This is a genomic window from Paracoccus aminophilus JCM 7686 (assembly GCF_000444995.1).
Classification (GTDB): Bacteria; Pseudomonadota; Alphaproteobacteria; order Rhodobacterales; family Rhodobacteraceae; genus Paracoccus; species Paracoccus aminophilus.
Window position 1 is genome coordinate 2,107,266 of the sequence record NC_022041.1, and the last position, 17,781, is coordinate 2,125,046.

Sequence of the window (17,781 nt, forward strand, 5' to 3'; positions counted from 1 at the left end):
GGTTCAAGCCCCCAATTTGTCCTTAATGAAGCCAAGCGCCCGGCCAAGCCCATCCGGCGAGATCCCGTGCGGCGTGCCGCGCATGACATAGGTCTCGACCTCGAAGCCCGCCGCTTTGAGCGCCTCGGCCGCAAGCCCCATATCGGCGAAAGGCACCATCGGGTCCTGATCGCCGTGCAGCAGCAGAACCGGCGGCTTTACCCGTGCCTCGGCGGCCAAGGCCTCGGGCGCGAGCAGCCGCCCCGAGAAGCCGACGATCCCGGCCACCGCCGTGTCGCGGCGCGGCGCGACATGCAGCGACATCATCGTGCCTTGCGAAAACCCAAGCAGCACCAACCGGTCGGGCGTCACCCCCTCGTCGACCAGAACCTTGTCGAGAAAGGCGTTGATATCCGCGATCGAGAGCGCCATCGAGGCGCGCGCCTGCTCTTCGGACGAGCCGTCGAGCCAGGGGATCGGGAACCACTGATAGCCCATCGGATTGTTCACGCACCGCTCGGTCGCATCGGGCGCATAGAAGGCGGTTTGCGGCAGATGCGGCGCCAAAGGATCGGCAAGGCCCAGCAGATCGGCGCCATCCGCGCCATAGCCATGCAGGAAGACGACGACGGAGGTCGCCTGTTTGGGGCCCTTGCGGCCAGAGTTCAACGCACGCGCCATGTTTTCCTCACGTTAGCGGACGCCTTCGCGTCCCTTGATCTGTCTGTAATAGGACCAGAGCACCCGGGCGGCAACCGAACGCCAGGGCCGCCAGGGCGTGGCGAGCTCGGTCAAAGCCTTGGGCCCCGGACGCGCGGGCAGCTCGTAAAGCACCCGCGCAGCCTCAGCGAGCGCGAGATCGCCCGCCGCGAAAGCATCGGCGCGACCGAGCGCGAATTTCAGATAGATATCCGCAGTCCAGCGCCCGATCCCCGGCAAGGCGGTCAGTTGCGCAATGACCTCCTCATCGGGCAGATCGCGCAAAGCGCCCCAGTCGAGCCGCGCCTCGGCGATGCCGCGCAGATATTTCTGCTTTGGCCGCGACAGGCCGACCAAGCGAAGATCCTCATCGCTGGCCGCGCGCAAGGCGGCCTCAGTCTCGAGCCCCGCCGCAGCCATCCGCCCGGCAATCGCCGCCGCCGCCGCGGTCGAGATCTGCTGCGAGATCACCGCATCGAGGATCGCGGGAAAGCCATCGGCGCGCCGGCGCAACGGCAGCGGCCCGACCGCGGGGATGATCCGCGCCATGACCGGGCAGACCCCGGCCAGAAAGGCCGAGCCCTCGGCCAGATCCGCCTCTGTCTCGATCCGGCGCAATCAGACCTCGTTGTCGATGCCGGTCGCAGGACGTTCGGCCAGCAGACGGGCCTCCTCCTTCAACCGGGTTTCGAACGCATTCGAGATATGTTGGCGCAAGGCCGCTTCCGCCGCCTGCGCATCCCCGGTCGCAATCGCATCGACAAGGGCCTTGTGTTCTTCGAGCGCGCGCGCGCCCCGCCCTTCCGCGGCCAGCGTCGTCTTTGCCATCAGCGCCATGCTGCGGTGCACAAGATCGAGCTGCTGGACAAGATAGCGGTTGTGCGAGGCGAGATGGATCTGGTGATGGAACCGGCGGTTGGCGCGGGCCAAAGCCTGCGGATCGTTGATAATGGCGTGATCGTCCTCGACCATGGCCTTCAGCACCCGGATCTCTTCGGGCGTCGCATGGCGTGCCGCCAGCCGCGCGGCCAAAGCCTCGAGCTCGGAGCGCACGGTGTAAAGCTCGGCCAGCTGGTTGTGATCCAGCGTCGCCACGATCAGCGAGCGGCCGTCACGCTTGAGCATCGCCTGCGTTTCAAGCCGCTGCAACGCCTCGCGCACCGGGGTTCGCGAGACGCCGAACCGCTCGGCCAGCTCGGATTCGACCAGCCGGTCGCCGGGACGGAAGGAACCATTGTCAATGGCGGTGAGGATAAGGGAATATGCGTCTTTCATGGCCGCGACGATCTGTCTTTGACAGGAAGATTGCAAGCGGTCTGCCGCCAGTTTAGTCACAGGGGATGACCTTCTCTCATGTGACCACCTGGATCTTTGATCTCGACAATACGCTCTATGCGCCGGAAGTGCAGCTTTTTGCACAGATCGAGACGCGCATGGTCGAATATGTCATGCGCACTCTGGGCGTCGATGCCGCCGAGGCGGGCCGTCTGCGCCAGCACTATTGGCGCGAACATGGCACCACGCTGGCCGGGCTAATGGCCGAGCATGGCATCGACCCGCTGCCCTATCTGCGCGAGGTCCATGACATCGACTTTTCCGAGCTGCGCCCCGATCCCGAGCTCGCCGCCGCGATCACCGCTTTGCCCGGGCGCAAGATCATCCACACCAATGGCGATTCCCTTTACGCAAGCCGCGTCCTCGCCCATCGCGGGCTCGAGATCTTCGACGCGATCTTCGGCGTCGAGGAAGTCGGCTTCCATCCCAAACCGGATGCGGGCGCCTATCAGGCGGTGATTGCCGCGCAGGGCTTTGACCCGGCCACCGCCGCGATGTTTGAAGACGATCCGCGCAACCTTCTGGTGCCCGATCAGCTGGGGATGCGCACGGTTCTGGTCGGCTCGGGCCGTCATGGCCCCGATCTTTTGGGATTTGATCGAGATCATGGACGCCATGTCCAGTTCCAGACCATGGATCTGACGAGCTTCCTGCGAGATCTGCCCCGCTAAGGGCCGCTTTCGCTGCGATCTATAGGAAATGAGGACTGAGATGAGCCATACCGCCCAAACCACCGCAGAACAACGCGCCGAAGCCAAGGCCGAGAACCAGCTTGCCGCGCGCATCCTGATCGGGGTGGCGCTGCTCGTGGTCGCTCTGGCCGGGGCGATTGCAATCTGGGGCCTGCCCGCGCTCACCATGTTCGGTCTTTTCGCCACGGCGACGATCCTGCTCTTGCTTGTGGCCTATGCGGCGGGGTTCTAGACTGCCCGCCTGACCCTGCCGGATCGGGCGCCCAAGCGGAGCGCCCGGCTGGCACAGAGCGAGAAGGTTGCCGCAATGGTGGATGAAAGCGTCGATATCCTGATCTCGGGCGGCGGCATTGCCGGTCTGACGGCGGCGGCGGCCTTTGGCGCGGCGGGTCATTCGGTGCTTTGCATCGACCCCGCGCCCCCGGTAACGGAAGAGAGCGCGGCGGGATCAGATTTGCGCTCGACGGCCTTTTTGCAGCCCTCGATCCGCGTCCTTGAGGGCGCGGGGCTGTGGGAGCGGCTTGCCCCCCATGCGACGCCCCTGCAGATCATGCGCATCGTCGATGCGGGCGGCGCGCGCGCCGAAGCGCGGCTCGTGCGCGAGTTCGACGCGGCCGAAATTTCCGACAAGCCCTTCGGCTGGAACCTCCAGAACTGGCTTTTGAAGCGCGAGATCGCGGCACGGATCGAGACCTTGCAGAATGTCCGCTTCCAACCCGGTGTCGGCACGGCGGGGCTGGTTGTGCGCGAGGATGCGGCGATCGTCAGCCTGACCAATGGCCAGCGCCTGCGCGCGAAACTGGTCGTCGGCGCGGATGGCCGCAATTCGCCGGTGCGCGAGGCCTTGGGGATCGGGGTGCGCACCATCCGCTATGGCCAGAAAGCCCTGGCGTTCGCCGTGACCCATGACCGCCCGCATGAGAATATCTCGACCGAGGTGCATCGCTCGGGCGGGCCCTTCACGCTGGTTCCCCTGCCCGACCGCGAGGGCAAGCATTCCTCGGCGGTGGTCTGGCTGGAACGCGGCCCGGAAATCCAGCGCCTCGCCGCTTTGCCGCGCGAGGATTTCGCGGTCGAGATGAACCGCCGCTCGGCCGGCGTTCTGGGGCTTTTGACGCAGGCGACACGGGTGACCGTCTGGCCGATCATCAGCCAGATCGCCGATGCTTATACCGGCCCCCGCACCGCGCTGATTGCCGAGGCCGCCCATGTCGTGCCCCCAATCGGTGCGCAGGGGCTGAACATGAGCCTTGCCGATCTGACCGCGCTGGTCGAGCTCTCGCGCGACGATCCGGGCTCGCGCGAAAGCCTTGACGCCTATGCACAACGACGCCGCCCCGAGGCTTTGGCGCGGCTGATGGGAATTGACGCGCTGAACCGCGTCAGCATGGCCACACCCCGCCCGCTGCGTGACCTGCGCGCGGCGGTGCTGGGCTCGCTTTACGCCAGCGGTCCGGTGCGGCGTCTGATGATGAAGGCGGGGCTTGGCGCGCAGTAACCGCGCCCAGCACACCATCTTGCGAGACGCTCCCCAAGCTGCCATGAACCTCTGATGGCAAAATCAGTTACAGCTTTCACCTGCACCGCCTGTGGTGCCACCCATCGCAAATGGTCGGGCCGTTGCGAGGCCTGCGGCGAGTGGAACACGATCATCGAAGAGGCGCCCTTGAGCCAAGGCCCCGGGCGGGGGCTGGGCGCGGTGCGCGGCAAGCCGGTCCCGCTTTCAGGCCTCTCGACCCTTGAAGCGCCGCCGCCGCGCGCCTGTTCGGGCATGACGGAATTCGACCGAGTGCTCGGCGGCGGTGTTGTGCCGGGCTCGGCCATTCTGGTCGGCGGCGATCCCGGGATCGGGAAATCGACGCTTCTGCTGCAAGCCACTGCCGCCCTCGCCCGCAATGGTCAGAATGCGATCTATCTGTCGGGCGAAGAGGCGAGCGCGCAGGTGCGTCTGCGCGCGCAGCGCCTTGGCCTCTCGGATGCGCCGGTGCGGCTGGGCGCGGAAACCGCGCTTCGCAATATCCTGACGACACTCGACGCGGAAAAGCCCGATGTCGCGGTGATCGATTCAATCCAGACGCTGTGGTCGGACACGGTCGAGGCAGCGCCGGGTTCGGTCTCTCAGGTTCGCTCGGCGGCGCATGAACTGGTGACCTTCGCCAAACGCTCGGGCACGGCGATCATTCTGGTCGGCCATGTCACCAAGGAAGGCCAGATCGCGGGCCCGCGCGTCGTCGAACATATGGTCGATACCGTCATCTATTTCGAAGGCGAGCGCGGCCATCAGTTCCGCATCCTGCGCGCGGTCAAGAACCGCTTCGGCCCCGCCGACGAGATCGGCGTCTTCGAGATGACCGGCGGCGGTCTGGCCGAGGTCACAAACCCCTCGGCGCTGTTTTTGTCCGAGCGCGGCCAGCCCGTGCCCGGCAGCGCGGTTTTTGCCGGGATCGAGGGCACGCGCCCGGTCCTGACCGAAATTCAGGCGCTTGTTGCGCCATCGACACTGGCAAGTCCGCGCCGAACTGTGGTCGGGCTCGACTCGGGGCGGGTCTCGACCATCCTCGCCGTGCTTGAGGCGCGCTGCGCCATTCCCTTCGCCGGTCTTGACGTTTTTCTCAACGTGGCCGGGGGGATGCGCGTGAACGAGCCTGCCGCCGATCTCGCCATCGCCGCCGCCCTTCTAAGCGCACGCGAAGACATCGCGCTGCCTCCCGAAGCCGTGATTTTCGGCGAAATTTCCCTCTCGGGGGCGCTTCGTCCGGTCGCTCAGGCCGAAAACAGGTTGAAAGAAGCCCAAAAACTTGGTTTTTCACGGGCGATCTTGCCCGAGGCGCAAAAAGTCGAGGGCATGGCGGGGATGCGGATCGACCGGATCTCCGATCTGACAGGTTTTGTGGGCGAGACCTTCGGCGCCGGCTGAAGCTCACCACCAACGCAGGTCTATCCTGCAAAGGGCGGTAATATGGACGGATTCACGATTATCGACGGCGTCGTCGCTGCTGTCATCATCCTCTCGGCGATTCTGGCCTATGCCCGCGGCTTCGTGCGCGAATCGCTGGCCATTCTGGGATGGATCGCGGCGGCGGTGCTGGCCTTCATCTTTGCCCCGACCGTGCGCCCGATGGTCGCTCAGGTGCCGGGCCTGAACAAGTTTCTCGCCGATAGCTGCGAATTGGCCACGATTGCGGGCTTTGCCGTAGTCTTTGCCATTGCGCTGGTGATCTTCTCGGTGATCACGCCGCTGTTTTCCTCGGTCGTCCAGCGCTCGGCGCTTGGCGGGGTCGATCAGGGCGTGGGCTTTCTCTTCGGCGTGGCGCGCGGCGTCCTTTTGGTCGCGGTGGCCTTCATCGTCTATGACCGCGTCGCCACCCCGGTCGCCATGGTCGACAGCTCGCGCTCGGCACAGGTCTTCCACCGCGTGACCAGCCAGATGGATCAGCAGATCCCGCAAGACGCGCCCGGCTGGATCGTGAACCGCTACGAGCAGATGGTGCGGACCTGCGGCACGACCGGCACCACCGTGACGCCCTCGACCGCCACGCCCGCGTCGACGCAAACCCCGGCACAAACCCCGGCGGGCGAGACCGCTCCGGCGACCACCTGATCCTTCAAGACGATCAGGTGACAAATTATTCGCCCCGCCTGCTCGGCGGGGCGTGACTTTTTCAGGGGGAGCGCCTAAATAGGCCGCAGCCCCAAGCCCCAAGTTACAGGACCCAGACGGTGATGATGCAGCCATTCCTTGCCCATCCCTTTGATTCCGATCGCCTTCACGAGGAATGCGGAATCTTCGGTGTGATCGGGGTCGCCGATGCGGCCAATTTCGTGGCGCTTGGGCTTCATGCCTTGCAGCACCGCGGCCAGGAAGCGGGAGGGATCATCTCGCATGATCCGGGAACCGGCTTCAACTCTGCCCATCGCTTCGGCTATGTGCGCGACAATTTCACCAAGCAATCGACGATGGAGACCCTGCCGGGTCCCTTGGCCATCGGTCACGTCCGCTATTCGACCGCCGGCACCAAGGCCGCGCCGGCGATCCGCGACGTTCAGCCCTTCTTCGGCGAATTCGCCATGGGCGGCTGCGCGATTGCTCATAACGGCAATATCACCAATGCCGATGCGCTGCGCCGCGAGCTGATCGAGCGTGGCTCGATCTTCCAGTCCTCGTCGGATTCGGAATGCATCATCCATCTGATGGCGCGCTCGATCCAGCGCAATATCCCCGAACGGATGAAGGATGCTTTGCGCCGCATCGAAGGCGCCTTCTCGGTCATCGCCATGACCCGGACCAAGCTCATCGGCGTGCGCGATCCTCTGGGCGTGCGCCCGCTGGTCATGGGCCGTCTGTCGGACGGGGCCTATGTGCTGGCCTCGGAAACCTGTGCGCTTGACATCGTCGGCGCCGAGCTGGTGCGTGAGATCGAGCCCGGTGAAATGGTCGTCATTTCGAAGGGCGAGGTCGAAAGCTCGCGCCCCTTCGGTCCCTCGACCGGCCGCTTCTGCATCTTCGAACATGTCTATTTCTCGCGCCCGGATTCGATCATCGGCGGCCGTTCGGTCTATGAGACCCGCCGTCAGATCGGCGTCGAGCTCGCGCGCGAAGCCCCGGTCGAGGCCGATCTGGTTTGCCCGGTTCCCGACAGCGGCACGCCCGCGGCGATCGGCTATGCCCATGAAAGCGGCATCCCTTTCGGCATGGGCATCATCCGCAACCAATATGTCGGCCGGACCTTCATTGAGCCGACCGAGCAGATCCGCAATATGGGCGTGCGTCTGAAGCTCAACGTCAACCGCGCGCTGGTCAAGGGCAAGCGCGTCGTGCTGGTCGATGACTCGGTGGTGCGTGGCACGACCTCGCGCAAGATCAAGGACATGATCCTTGATGCAGGCGCGAAGGAGGTCCATTTCCGGATCGCCTCCCCGCCGACAGCATGGCCGTGCTTCTATGGCGTTGATACGCCCGAGCGCAGCAAGCTTCTGGCCGCGAATATGTCGACCGAGGAAATGCGCGACTGGATCGGCGTTGACAGCCTCTCCTTCGTGTCGCTGGACGGGCTTTACCGCGCGGCGGGCGAGGCTCAGGGCCGCAACAATTCGCGCCCGCAATATTGCGACGCCTGCTTCTCGGGCGATTATCCGGTCGCGCCTTTCGACCAATTGCAGCGCGGCTTCCATATGAAACCGGGCTCGGAAACCGCATCGGCGACCGATCACGCGGCGGAATAGGCCCTTCGGAGCCACGCCTGCCAAAGCAAAAGGCCGCCCCATTGGGCGGCCTTTGTCGTTCGGGCTGCGCGTCAGTCCGGGCCGCGCCCTTCAGCTTTTGCCGATCTGATCGGGCAGGATCACGATGAAACGGCTGCCCTTGCCCTTCTCGCTTTCGATCTTCAGCCGCCCGCGATGGCGGTTCACGATATGTTTAACGATCGCGAGGCCCAGCCCGGTGCCGCCCTGTTCGCGCGAGCGATGGGTGTCGACACGGTAGAAGCGTTCGGTCAAGCGCGGCAGATGTTCAGGAGCGATGCCCTCGCCCTGATCGGCGACGGTGATCGCCCAAGCCGGGCCGCGCAGCACCGGCTCATGTTCGAGATAGGCAAAGCCGAGATGGACCGAGGCGTCCCTGCCCCCGTATTTCACCGCATTCTCGATGAGATTGTCGAAAACCTGCACGAGCTGATCGGCATCGCCCGCAACCGTCACTGGCTCGTCGGGCGGCGCAAGTTCGATCGTGACGCCTGCCGCATCCGCCGTCGGGCGCAGCGCCGCGATGACATTGCGCAAGAGCCCGGTCAGCTCGACGCTTTGCACCGGGCGGCGACGCTCTTCGGCCTCGACCCGGCTCAGCGACAAAAGATCGCCGACCAGCCGGTTCATCCGGCCCGCCTCGCGCTCCATGATGCCGAGAAAACGGTCGCGCGCATTGGCGTCGTTCTTGGCCGGGCCGCGCAGGGTCTCGATAAAGCCCATGAGCGCGGTCAGCGGCGTGCGCAGCTCATGGCTGACATTGGCGACGAAATCGCGACGCATCTGCTCGGCGCGCTCAAGGCTCGAGCGATCCTCGAAGGCCAGAGCCGCGCCGCGCCCGCCCGCCACCGAAAGGGGCGTCACCCGCACCTCAACGGTCAGATCGCGGCCCTGCACCGTGAAGGTCGCGGTCAGGGATTGCTGAGACACGCCCAGCAGGACCCGTTCGAGCGCCTCGTTGATGCCGGGATGGCGCAGGACGGTCACGAAGGGCCGCCCGACGATGGCCTCGCCGAACAGGGCGCGCGCTTCGGCATTGGCCAGGACCAGACGGCTCTGGCGGTCGACGACCAGCATGGCCGCCGGAACCGCCTCGATCAGCATATCGCCATCCGGTCCGCTCATGCGACGGGCTTTGCCCCGGCGCGGAAGCGCGCGGCATTGGCGCGGTATTTCTCGGCCGATTTGATCAGCTTGGCACGGGCCTCGCCGTCAAGCTCGCGCACCACCTTGCCCGGAGCGCCCATGACGAGCGCGCCCGGCGAGATCTCCTTGCCCTCGGCGACCAGCGCGCCCGCGCCGATCAGCGCCCCCGCCCCGATCTTCGCGCCGTTGAGGATGATCGCGCCCATGCCGATCAGCGCGCCGTCGCCAATCGTGCAGCCATGCAGGATGGCGCGGTGGCCGACGGTGACATTCTCGCCCACGGTCAGCGGATAGCCCGGGTCGGTGTGGAGCACGCAAAGTTCCTGCACATTCGAGCTTTTGCCGATGCGGATCTCTTCATTGTCGCCGCGCAGAACCGCGCCATACCAGATATTCGCCCCCTCCTCGAGCACGACCTTGCCGATCACCTGCGCATCGGGCGCAACCCAGGCCTCTGCCGCGATTTCGGGCGCAATGCCCTCGAGTTCCCAGATCATCTGCCAATCTCCTCATCCATCAATCCGCGCACGAACCGGCCGAGCCCGGTCTGGCGTTCCCGGCGCAGTCTTTCAGCCGTGAGGATGGTCTTCAACTGCTCAGTGCTCTGGTCGAGATCTTCATTGACCAGCACATAGTCATATTCCGCCCAGTGGCTGATCTCGTTCAGGCTTTTCTGCATCCGCCCGCGAATGACCTCGGCAGAATCCTGCCCGCGCGAGACCAGACGGCGCTCGAGCTCGACGAGGCTCGGCGGCAGGATGAAGATCGAGATCACCTGAGCGCCAAGCGCCGAGGCGCGGATCTGCTGGCCCCCCTGCCAATCGACATCGAACAAGGTGTCGCGGCCCTCGCGCATCGCGGCCTCGATCGGGGTCTTGGGCGAGCCATAGTAATTGCCGAAGACCTCGGCATGTTCCAGCATCTCGCCCTGATCGACCATCGTGCGGAACTCTTCGATCGAGCGGAAATAATAATGCTCGCCATCGACCTCGCCCGGACGCGGGCTGCGCGTCGTCGCCGAGACCGAAAAGCGCAGCGCCGGGTCCCATTCCATCAACCGCCGCGCCAGCGTCGATTTGCCCGCGCCCGAAGGTGAGGACAGGATGATGAGAAGTCCGCTGCGTTCCATAAAAATCCCCTGTATCTTCCGCCCCTCAATGCGCATCCCCCGCTCCGGGGTCAAGCCTTGCGCCACGCCAAAGGCGCGGTTTGGCCTGCTGCTTAACCAATCCTGAAACAAAGCAATCGCTTGGGGGATCGAAATCCGGTATTGAACAGTTGTGACCTGTAGTTGTTCAGGTTTTCGAGTTCTCATATGTCAAAAGATCAAGATGATGATCACATCAGGCCGGTAACCATGGCACAGGAAACGACGCCCGCGTCGGCTCCGACGATGGGCGAGGTCGTGCAGCTTATCGACTTCGATCCCATTCGGCCGGGCCAGATTATCATTGAGCTCAGGGCCTATTGGGAAAGCCTGCGCAAGGGTCGCGCCATTCCAGAGCGCTCGGATGTCGAGCCGCGCGGCATCCGCAATGCGCTGGATTACGCCTTCATTCTCGAAAGGATCGCGCCGGGCGCGGCGCGGTTCCGGCTGGCCGGAAAGCATCTGATCGACCTCATGGGCATGGAAGTGCGCGGGATGCCGTTCTGCTCGCTGCTCGACCCAAGCTCGCGCGGGCGGCTGTCGGATGTGCTGGAAAGCGTGTTCAAGGCGCCGCAGGTTGCCGAGATCCGGCTGGATTCGCCGGGTGGCTACGGCCGTCCGCCGCTGACCGCGCGGATGCTGATCCTGCCGCTGCGCTCGGATCTGGGCGATGTGACGCGCGCGCTTGGCTGCATTATCTCCGAGGGCGAAATCGGCCGCACCCCGCGCCGTTTCGACATCGTCTCGGATGAGGTGGTGCCGGTCATTCCCGGCGCGCTGGCCCTTGACCCCTCGCCCTCGGCAGCCGGCTTCAATGAGCAGCCCTCGCCTTGGCGCGCTCCGCCTCTGGCCGCTCCCGCGCCCGTGCCGGTCGGGGCTGCACAAACCCCCGAGGCGCGGCGCGCACGGTTTCGCATCGTGCACGAAACCCCTGAACGTCCGAAGGATTAAGTCAATAAAAAACGCCGCAACCCAGAAGGTTACGGCGTTTTATTTAAGTTATTTCGAGCTCAGCTCGCTTTGGCTTGGCGGGCTTCTTCCAGACGACGGCCGCGCAGTTCCTCGGCGACGAGGAAGGCAAGCTCCAGCGACTGGCTGGCGTTCAGGCGCGGATCGCAAGCGGTGTGGTAACGCGAGGAGAGATCCTCATCGGTCACCGCACGCACGCCACCGGTGCATTCGGTCACATCCTGGCCGGTCATCTCGAAATGGACGCCGCCCGGGATCGTGCCCTCAGCCTGATGGACCGAGAAGAATTCGCGCACTTCACGCAGCACGGAATCGAACGGACGGGTCTTGTAGCCCGAGGCCGATTTGATCGTGTTGCCATGCATCGGGTCGCAAGACCAGACGACCTGCGCGCCCTCTTCCTGCACCGTCTTGATCAGACGCGGCAGGTGGTCGCCAACCGTGCCCGCGCCAAAGCGCGCGATCAGGGTCAGGCGGCCGGGCTCGTTGGCCGGGTTCAGTTTCGCCATCAGCACTTTCAGATCCTCGGCCGTGGTCGAGGGACCGCATTTCAGGCCGATCGGGTTCTGCACGCCACGGCAGAATTCGACATGCGCACCGTCGGGCTGACGGGTGCGATCGCCGATCCAGATCATATGGCCCGAGCCCGCAACCGGCAGGCCGGTGGTCGAGTCGATGCGCGCCAGCGCCTCTTCATATTCCAGAAGCAGCGCCTCGTGGCTGGTGTAGAACTCGACCTGTGCGAGTTCATGAGCGGTTTCTCCGGTGACGCCCGCCGCTGCCATGAACGCCATAGCGTCGGAAATGCGGTCGGCGATGTCGCGGTACCGCGCCGCATCGGTCGCATCGGTGAAGTCCGAGATCCAGCTTTGCACGCGATGGATATCGGCATAGCCGCCGGTCGAAAACGCGCGCAGCAAGTTCAGCGAGGCCGAGGCCTGCGTGTAAGCCGCCAGCATGCGCTGGGGATCGGGCACGCGGGCTGCGGCGGTGAAGTCGAAGCCGTTGATGATGTCGCCGCGGTAGCTCGGCAGCTCGACGCCACCGATCACTTCGGTCCCCGCCGAGCGCGGTTTCGCGAATTGGCCCGCCATCCGGCCGACCTTCACCACAGGAAGCTGCGCGCCCCAGGTCAGCACGACCGCCATCTGCAGCATCACCTTGAAGGTGTCGCGGATGTTGTCGGCCGAGAATTCGCTGAAGCTTTCGGCGCAATCGCCCCCTTGCAGAAGGAAGGCGCGCCCTTGCGCCACGTCAGCCAGATGTGCGCGAAGGCGACGCGCCTCGCCCGCAAAAACCAGGGGAGGATATTTCGCAAGCTGTGCCTCGACGGCCTCGAGCGCTTGCGCGTCGGGATAATCGGGCATCTGCACGCGCGGCCGGTAACGCCAGCCACGCTTGTCCCATGCCGAAGTTGCGGTCGTGGAACTGCGATTGATCTCTGCCATGGTCTCGTCCTTCATGTTCAGGCCTGTACATATAGAGGCAGCTGCGGCAAAGGGAAAGCCTTGCGCGGACCTCGATTGCCTGTTCATCTCGCGCAAAGAGAAACGCGCGATAGCCATGTCTGACACAGCCCCCTTTGCGCCCGAATCCGGGTCCCCCTCCTCCGTTCTGCCGACAGAGCGCCCCCGGCGCTATGTTTTCCTGTTGCTCGAACGCTTTACGATGATTTCCTTCGCCGCGGCGATCGAGCCTTTGCGGCTGGCAAACCAGCTGTCGCGCAAGACCCACTACAGCTGGAAATTGGTCGGCGAAGGCTTTCGTGACGGGCATGGGATTGCGCGTTGCTCGAATGGCACGGCGCTGGCGATCGACAGCGGGCTCGAGGAAGGCTCGCGCGAGGATACGATCCTCGTTTGCGGCGGGCTGCATGTCGCCCAGGCCACCACGCGCCCGATCCTCGCCTGGCTGCGCCGCGAGGCGCGGCGGGGCGCGCGGATCGGGGCGCTTTGCACCGGGACCTGGACATTGGCCGAGGCCGGGCTGCTTCATGGGCGGCGCGCGACGATCCATTGGGAAAACCAGGACGGTCTGGCCGAGAAATTCCCCGATATCGAAATGATCCGCTCGGTCTTTGTCGAGGATGGCAATATCCTGACGGCGGCGGGCGGCACGGCGGCCATCGACCTGATGCTGCGCCAGATCTCGCGCGATCAGGGCTCGGATCTGGCGGCGCGGGTCGCAGATCAAATGATCCACACCTCGATCCGGACCGAGGACGACCATCAGCGCCTCTCGATCCCGACCCGGATCGGCGTGCGCCACCCCCGGCTCGCCACCATCGTCGCGCGGATGGAGGGCAATCTCGAGGATCCGATCAGCCCGGCCCAACTGGCCGCCGATGCCGGGATCTCGCCGCGCCAGCTCGAACGGCTGTTTGCGCGCTATCTTGGGCGTTCGCCCAAGCGCTATTACATGGAAATCCGGTTGGAACGCGCGCGCAATCTGCTGCTGCAAACCGATATGAGCGTCATCGAGATTGCGCTCGCCTGCGGCTTTGCCAGCGCCGCGCATTTCTCGAAATGCTACCGCGCGAGCTATGGCACCACGCCCTATCGCCAGCGCGGCACCCAAGAGCCCGCCGCGCTTTAAGCCGTGAACGGAGCGGAACGTCACGCTTATCAGACTTTTCTTTTAGACGCACCGCTTATAGCCTGAACTCCGGATAACATTCCGAACAGGGAGTTCTGAAATGAGAAAATTGCTTCTGGCGACGGCGGCCTGCATCATGGCTGCGGGTGTCGCCTCGGCCGAGGATGTCAAAATCGGCGTGTCCTTCGGCTTCACCGGGCCGCTGGAATCGATGTCGCCGAACATGCTGAAATCGGTCGAAATGGCCGCGAAAGAGATCTCGGACAGCGGCAAGTTCCTCGACGGCTCGAAAATCTCGATCGTCAAGGCCGACAGCACCTGCACCGATGCGGCCGCAGCCGTCGCGGGCGTCGAGCGCCTTGTGACCTCGGATCACGTCAAGGGCATCGTCGGCGGCATGTGCTCGGGCGAAACCATTGCCTCGCTTGAGAAAGTCGGCGTGCCGAATGGCGTCGTGATGATCTCGCCTTCAGCGACCTCGCCCGCGCTCTCGACCATCGACAGCAAAGGCTATTTCTACCGCACCTCGCCGTCGGATGCGCGTCAGGGCGATGTCATGGCCGATATCACGCTGGAGCACGGCATCAAATCGGTCGCGGTGACCTATACCAACAACGACTACGGCAAGGGTCTCGCCGACAGCTTCGTCAAAGCCTATGAAGCCAAAGGCGGCAAGGTCACGATCAACACCGCTCATGACGACGGCAAAGCCGATTATTCGGCCGAAGTCGCGGCGCTGGCCGCAGCGGGCGGCGATGCGCTGGTCGTGGCAGGCTATGTCGATCAGGGCGGCTCGGGCATCGTGCAGGGCGCGCTCGACACCGGCGCCTTCAGCACCTTCGTCTTCCCCGATGGCATGATCTCGCAGGTTCTGGTCACCAAATTCGGCAAGAGCCTTGAAACGTCCTTCGGTCAAAACCCCTCCGCCGAAGGCGAAGGCCATGACAAATTCATGGAAATGGCCAAGGCTGATGGCTTTGACGGCAGCTCGGCTTTCGCGGGCGAGACCTATGATGCGACCGCGCTGATCGCTCTGGCGATGCAGGCGGCGAAATCCTCGGATCCGAAAGTCTACAAAGACAAGATCATGGATATCGCCAATGCGCCGGGCGAAAAGATCTATGCGGGTGAGCTCGCCAAAGGTCTGGAGCTGCTGGCCGAAGGCAAGGACATCGACTATGTCGGCGCGACCTCGGTCGAGCTGCTGCCCCCCGGTGAAACCGCTGGCGTCTACCGCGAAGTAGACTTCAAGGGCGGCACCATGAATGTCGTCAAATACCGCTGATCAATGACAGGAAGGCCCGGCCAACGCCGGGCTTTCTTACATTAGATCAACGGCCAACAATAAGATCTTGCGAAAAAGCAAGGACTGGGGAGCGTCATGATCCAGGTCCATGACCTGCATAAGCACTTCGGTGGATTCCGCGCGGTGGACGGGGCCAGTCTCACGATCGAGACCGGCTCAATCACGGGGCTGATCGGCCCGAATGGCGCGGGAAAATCTACCCTTTTCAACGTAATCGCCGGAGTTCTTAAACCAACTTCCGGCAAAGTTCTCATGGATGGCGAAGACATCAGCGGCCTGCCGCCGCATGAGCTGTTTCACAAGGGGCTGCTGCGCACCTTCCAGCTGGCGCATGAGTTTTCCTCGATGACCGTGCGCGAGAACCTGATGATGGTCCCCGCCCAGCAAAGCGGCGAGACGCTGTGGAACACCTGGTTCCAGCGCGGCCGCATCCGCGCCGAAGAGCGTGCGATCCGCGAGAAAGCCGATGAGGTGCTGGACTTCCTGACCATCTCGCATGTCGCCGACGAAAAGGCAGGCAACCTATCAGGCGGGCAGAAAAAGCTGCTCGAGCTTGGCCGCACCATGATGGTCGATGCCAAGATCGTCTTCCTCGACGAGGTCGGCGCGGGCGTGAACCGCACGCTTCTGGGCACGATCGGCGATGCGATCGTGCGGCTGAACCGCGAGCGCGGCTATACGTTCTGCGTGATCGAGCACGATATGGATTTCATCGGCCGCCTTTGCGACCCGGTCATCGTCATGGCCGAGGGCAAGGTGCTGGCCAAGGGCTCGGCCCAGAACATCATGGAGAATGAGGCGGTGATCGAGGCCTATCTCGGCACCGGGCTCAAAAACAAAGTCGCGGCAGAGATCGAGGCCGAGCGCGCTCAGGGCGGAGGCCATGGCGCCCAGCCCGGGCTCGGCAAAGGGACCGGCAACGGCCCGGCGGGGGTTCCGGCATGACCCAAGCCTATCTCTCGGCCAGCCAGATGCGTGGTGGCTATGGCAAGGCCGATATCCTCAACGATTGCACGATCACGGTCGAGCGCGGTCAGATCGCGGTCATCGTCGGCCCGAATGGCGCGGGGAAATCCACCGCGATGAAGGCGGTCTTCGGCATGCTGAACCTGCGCGAAGGCGCGGTGCTGCTCGATGGCGAGGACATCACCCGGCTCTCGCCGCAAGAGCGCGTGCGCAAGGGCATGGGCTTCGTGCCCCAGACCCATAACATTTTCCCCTCGATGACCGTCGAGGAGAATCTCGAAATGGGCGCCTTCATCCGCGACGACGATTATCGCGAGACCATCGCGCAGGTCTATGAGCTCTTCCCCGCCGTCGCCGACAAGCGGCGCCAGAATGCGGGCGAGCTCTCGGGCGGGCAGCGCCAGCAGGTCGCGGTCGGACGCGCACTGATGACGCGGCCCTCGCTTCTGATGCTCGACGAGCCGACTGCGGGCGTCTCGCCCATCGTCATGGACGAGCTTTTCGACCGCATTATCGAGATCGCCCGCACCGGCATCTCGATCCTGATGGTCGAGCAGAATGCCCGTCAGGCGCTTGAGATCGCCGATATCGGCTATGTGCTGGTGCAAGGCACCAATCGCTATACGGATACAGGCAAGGCGCTGATGGCCGATCCAGATGTCCGCCGGACCTTCCTCGGAGGATAAGACATGGACATTCTCAACGCCGGTGTCGCCCTGCTGAATTTCGTGGTCATTCCCGCCGCCGCCTACGGCGCGCAGCTTGCGCTCGGCGCGCTTGGGGTGACGCTGATCTATGGGATCCTGCGCTTTTCCAACTTCGCCCATGGCGACACCATGGCCTTTGGCACCGCGATTTGCATCAAGGTGACGGCGGTTCTGGTCGCGCTTGGCATCTCGATCTATCCGCTGCCGGTGGCGCTTTTGGCCCTGCCCATCGCCATTGTCGCGACAGCCGCGCTGATGGTCGGCACTGACCGGCTGGTCTATCGCTTCTATCGCCGCAAGAAATCCGATCCGATCATCATGGTCATGGCCTCTGTCGGGGTGATGTTCGTGATGAACGGGCTCACGCGCATGTTCATCGGCGTGGACGAGATCCGCTTCGATGACGGCGCGCGCTTTGTGATTGATGTCGCGAGCTTTCGCGCCGCGACCGGGCTGCAAGAGGGCCTGTCGCTGCGCACGAGCCAGCTCATCACGCTGGTCGTGACCGCGATTGCCTGCTGGTTGCTCTTCCGCTTCCTGAACCGCACCAAAGCGGGCAAGTCGATGCGTGCCTATTCCGACAACGAGGATCTCGCGCTTCTGTCCGGCATCGACCCCGAGCGCGTCGTGCGCCTGACCTGGATCATCGCGGCGGCTTTGGCCACCACGGCGGGCGTGCTCTACGGGCTTGATAAAAGCTTCAAGGCCTTCAATTACTTCCAGATCCTGCTGCCGATCTTTGCCGCCGCCATCGTCGGCGGGCTTGGCAATCCGGTCGGCGCGGTTGCGGGCGGCTTCATCGTCGCCTTTTCCGAGGTTGCGCTGACCTATCCCTGGAAAAAGGTCGCGGGCTATCTGTTCCCAAGCTGGCAGCCCGACAGCCTGCTTCAGCTTCTGTCCACCGAATATAAATTCGCGGTGAGCTTCATCATTCTGATCGTGGTGCTGCTCTTCAGGCCAACCGGCCTCTTCCGCGGCAAATCTTTCTGAGGGGGTGAG

The 17,781-nt window shown here is 64.2% G+C and carries 19 protein-coding genes; 12 read left to right on the forward strand and 7 right to left on the reverse strand.

Annotated features, from left to right (window positions below):
• Positions 1-3: 3 nt before the first annotated feature.
• From JCM7686_RS10300 to JCM7686_RS10310, 3 genes are read right to left on the reverse strand one after another with little or no spacing between them, the layout of a single operon-like run.
• Complete coding sequence (locus JCM7686_RS10300) at positions 4-660, reverse strand: alpha/beta hydrolase (protein WP_020950773.1); 657 nt, start codon at positions 658-660, stop codon at positions 4-6.
• A 12-nt stretch (positions 661-672) separates the two neighbouring features.
• A complete protein-coding gene (locus JCM7686_RS10305; protein WP_020950774.1) occupies positions 673-1,296 on the reverse strand; it encodes a DNA-3-methyladenine glycosylase family protein in 624 nt (207 codons plus the stop codon).
• Positions 1,297-1,953 carry a GntR family transcriptional regulator gene (locus tag JCM7686_RS10310; RefSeq protein WP_041527277.1) on the reverse strand — a complete coding sequence of 219 codons (657 nt, stop codon included), beginning with the start codon at positions 1,951-1,953 and terminating at the stop codon, positions 1,297-1,299.
• 65 nt (positions 1,954-2,018) lie between these two features.
• On the opposite strand from JCM7686_RS10310, the gene JCM7686_RS10315 reads away from it, so the two are divergent.
• From JCM7686_RS10315 to purF, 6 genes are all read left to right on the forward strand, one after another.
• The gene (locus JCM7686_RS10315; protein WP_020950776.1) at positions 2,019-2,684 is read left to right on the forward strand and encodes a pyrimidine 5'-nucleotidase; all 666 of its coding nucleotides are present in this window, start codon (positions 2,019-2,021) and stop codon (positions 2,682-2,684) included.
• 40 nt (positions 2,685-2,724) lie between these two features.
• Positions 2,725-2,937, forward strand: a complete 213-nt coding sequence (locus tag JCM7686_RS10320) for a hypothetical protein (protein ID WP_020950777.1) — start codon at positions 2,725-2,727, stop codon at positions 2,935-2,937.
• Positions 2,938-3,012: 75 nt separating this feature from the next.
• A complete protein-coding gene (locus tag JCM7686_RS10325) occupies positions 3,013-4,203 on the forward strand; it encodes a UbiH/UbiF family hydroxylase (protein WP_020950778.1) in 1,191 nt (396 codons plus the stop codon).
• Positions 4,204-4,257: 54 nt separating this feature from the next.
• The gene (gene radA, locus JCM7686_RS10330; protein WP_020950779.1) at positions 4,258-5,622 is read left to right on the forward strand and encodes a DNA repair protein RadA; all 1,365 of its coding nucleotides are present in this window, start codon (positions 4,258-4,260) and stop codon (positions 5,620-5,622) included.
• Between the two features lie 42 nt (positions 5,623-5,664).
• The gene (locus JCM7686_RS10335; protein ID WP_020950780.1) at positions 5,665-6,306 is read left to right on the forward strand and encodes a CvpA family protein; all 642 of its coding nucleotides are present in this window, start codon (positions 5,665-5,667) and stop codon (positions 6,304-6,306) included.
• A gap of 125 nt (positions 6,307-6,431) precedes the next feature.
• The gene (gene purF / locus JCM7686_RS10340) at positions 6,432-7,928 is read left to right on the forward strand and encodes an amidophosphoribosyltransferase (RefSeq protein ID WP_148292666.1); all 1,497 of its coding nucleotides are present in this window, start codon (positions 6,432-6,434) and stop codon (positions 7,926-7,928) included.
• A gap of 90 nt (positions 7,929-8,018) precedes the next feature.
• Here the strand turns inward: purF and JCM7686_RS10345 are convergent, their stop codons facing one another.
• From JCM7686_RS10345 to gmk, 3 genes are read right to left on the reverse strand one after another with little or no spacing between them, the layout of a single operon-like run.
• The gene (locus tag JCM7686_RS10345; protein ID WP_020950782.1) at positions 8,019-9,071 is read right to left on the reverse strand and encodes a sensor histidine kinase; all 1,053 of its coding nucleotides are present in this window, start codon (positions 9,069-9,071) and stop codon (positions 8,019-8,021) included.
• Positions 9,068-9,589, reverse strand: coding sequence for a gamma carbonic anhydrase family protein (locus JCM7686_RS10350; RefSeq protein WP_020950783.1), 522 nt, complete (start codon positions 9,587-9,589; stop codon positions 9,068-9,070). The genes JCM7686_RS10345 and JCM7686_RS10350 overlap by 4 nt, the downstream gene beginning before the upstream one ends.
• Positions 9,586-10,221, reverse strand: a complete 636-nt coding sequence (gene gmk / locus JCM7686_RS10355; RefSeq protein WP_041527278.1) for a guanylate kinase — start codon at positions 10,219-10,221, stop codon at positions 9,586-9,588. The genes JCM7686_RS10350 and gmk overlap by 4 nt, the downstream gene beginning before the upstream one ends.
• Before the next feature lie 228 nt (positions 10,222-10,449).
• Between gmk and JCM7686_RS10360 the strand changes: the two genes are divergently transcribed.
• Complete coding sequence (locus tag JCM7686_RS10360) at positions 10,450-11,190, forward strand: PAS domain-containing protein (RefSeq protein ID WP_041527279.1); 741 nt, start codon at positions 10,450-10,452, stop codon at positions 11,188-11,190.
• A 59-nt stretch (positions 11,191-11,249) separates the two neighbouring features.
• On the opposite strand, the gene JCM7686_RS10365 is transcribed toward JCM7686_RS10360, so the two are convergent.
• Positions 11,250-12,656: a class II 3-deoxy-7-phosphoheptulonate synthase gene (locus JCM7686_RS10365; RefSeq protein WP_020950787.1), complete on the reverse strand. Its 1,407-nt coding sequence runs from the start codon at positions 12,654-12,656 to the stop codon at positions 11,250-11,252.
• A 115-nt stretch (positions 12,657-12,771) separates the two neighbouring features.
• Between JCM7686_RS10365 and JCM7686_RS10370 the strand changes: the two genes are divergently transcribed.
• From JCM7686_RS10370 to JCM7686_RS10390, 5 genes are all read left to right on the forward strand, one after another.
• Entirely contained in the window at positions 12,772-13,803 is a 1,032-nt protein-coding gene (locus tag JCM7686_RS10370; RefSeq protein ID WP_084621062.1) for a GlxA family transcriptional regulator, read from the forward strand.
• A gap of 100 nt (positions 13,804-13,903) precedes the next feature.
• Complete coding sequence (locus JCM7686_RS10375; RefSeq protein ID WP_020950788.1) at positions 13,904-15,088, forward strand: ABC transporter substrate-binding protein; 1,185 nt, start codon at positions 13,904-13,906, stop codon at positions 15,086-15,088.
• 96 nt (positions 15,089-15,184) lie between these two features.
• A complete protein-coding gene (locus JCM7686_RS10380; protein ID WP_020950789.1) occupies positions 15,185-16,054 on the forward strand; it encodes an ABC transporter ATP-binding protein in 870 nt (289 codons plus the stop codon).
• Positions 16,051-16,761: an ABC transporter ATP-binding protein gene (locus tag JCM7686_RS10385; RefSeq protein ID WP_020950790.1), complete on the forward strand. Its 711-nt coding sequence runs from the start codon at positions 16,051-16,053 to the stop codon at positions 16,759-16,761. Before JCM7686_RS10380 ends, JCM7686_RS10385 begins: the two co-directional genes overlap by 4 nt.
• 3 nt (positions 16,762-16,764) lie before the next feature.
• Entirely contained in the window at positions 16,765-17,772 is a 1,008-nt protein-coding gene (locus tag JCM7686_RS10390) for a branched-chain amino acid ABC transporter permease (RefSeq protein WP_020950791.1), read from the forward strand.
• Positions 17,773-17,781 lie beyond the last annotated feature (9 nt).

Bases quoted from the DNA above. Each gene is read 5' to 3' on its own strand.
- JCM7686_RS10300 (WP_020950773.1), bottom strand. From the start codon at position 660: ATGGCGCGTGCGTTGAACTCTGGCCGCAAGGGCCCCAAACAGGCGACC.
- JCM7686_RS10310 (WP_041527277.1), bottom strand. From the start codon at position 1,953: ATGAAAGACGCATATTCCCTTATCCTCACCGCCATTGACAATGGTTCC.
- JCM7686_RS10315 (WP_020950776.1), top strand. From the start codon at position 2,019: ATGACCTTCTCTCATGTGACCACCTGGATCTTTGATCTCGACAATACG.
- JCM7686_RS10320 (WP_020950777.1), top strand. From the start codon at position 2,725: ATGAGCCATACCGCCCAAACCACCGCAGAACAACGCGCCGAAGCCAAG.
- JCM7686_RS10325 (WP_020950778.1), top strand. From the start codon at position 3,013: ATGGTGGATGAAAGCGTCGATATCCTGATCTCGGGCGGCGGCATTGCC.
- radA (WP_020950779.1), top strand. From the start codon at position 4,258: ATGGCAAAATCAGTTACAGCTTTCACCTGCACCGCCTGTGGTGCCACC.
- JCM7686_RS10335 (WP_020950780.1), top strand. From the start codon at position 5,665: ATGGACGGATTCACGATTATCGACGGCGTCGTCGCTGCTGTCATCATC.
- purF (WP_148292666.1), top strand. From the start codon at position 6,432: ATGCAGCCATTCCTTGCCCATCCCTTTGATTCCGATCGCCTTCACGAG.
- JCM7686_RS10345 (WP_020950782.1), bottom strand. From the start codon at position 9,071: ATGAGCGGACCGGATGGCGATATGCTGATCGAGGCGGTTCCGGCGGCC.
- JCM7686_RS10350 (WP_020950783.1), bottom strand. From the start codon at position 9,589: ATGATCTGGGAACTCGAGGGCATTGCGCCCGAAATCGCGGCAGAGGCC.
- gmk (WP_041527278.1), bottom strand. From the start codon at position 10,221: ATGGAACGCAGCGGACTTCTCATCATCCTGTCCTCACCTTCGGGCGCG.
- JCM7686_RS10360 (WP_041527279.1), top strand. From the start codon at position 10,450: ATGGCACAGGAAACGACGCCCGCGTCGGCTCCGACGATGGGCGAGGTC.
- JCM7686_RS10365 (WP_020950787.1), bottom strand. From the start codon at position 12,656: ATGGCAGAGATCAATCGCAGTTCCACGACCGCAACTTCGGCATGGGAC.
- JCM7686_RS10370 (WP_084621062.1), top strand. From the start codon at position 12,772: ATGTCTGACACAGCCCCCTTTGCGCCCGAATCCGGGTCCCCCTCCTCC.
- JCM7686_RS10375 (WP_020950788.1), top strand. From the start codon at position 13,904: ATGAGAAAATTGCTTCTGGCGACGGCGGCCTGCATCATGGCTGCGGGT.
- JCM7686_RS10380 (WP_020950789.1), top strand. From the start codon at position 15,185: ATGATCCAGGTCCATGACCTGCATAAGCACTTCGGTGGATTCCGCGCG.
- JCM7686_RS10385 (WP_020950790.1), top strand. From the start codon at position 16,051: ATGACCCAAGCCTATCTCTCGGCCAGCCAGATGCGTGGTGGCTATGGC.
- JCM7686_RS10390 (WP_020950791.1), top strand. From the start codon at position 16,765: ATGGACATTCTCAACGCCGGTGTCGCCCTGCTGAATTTCGTGGTCATT.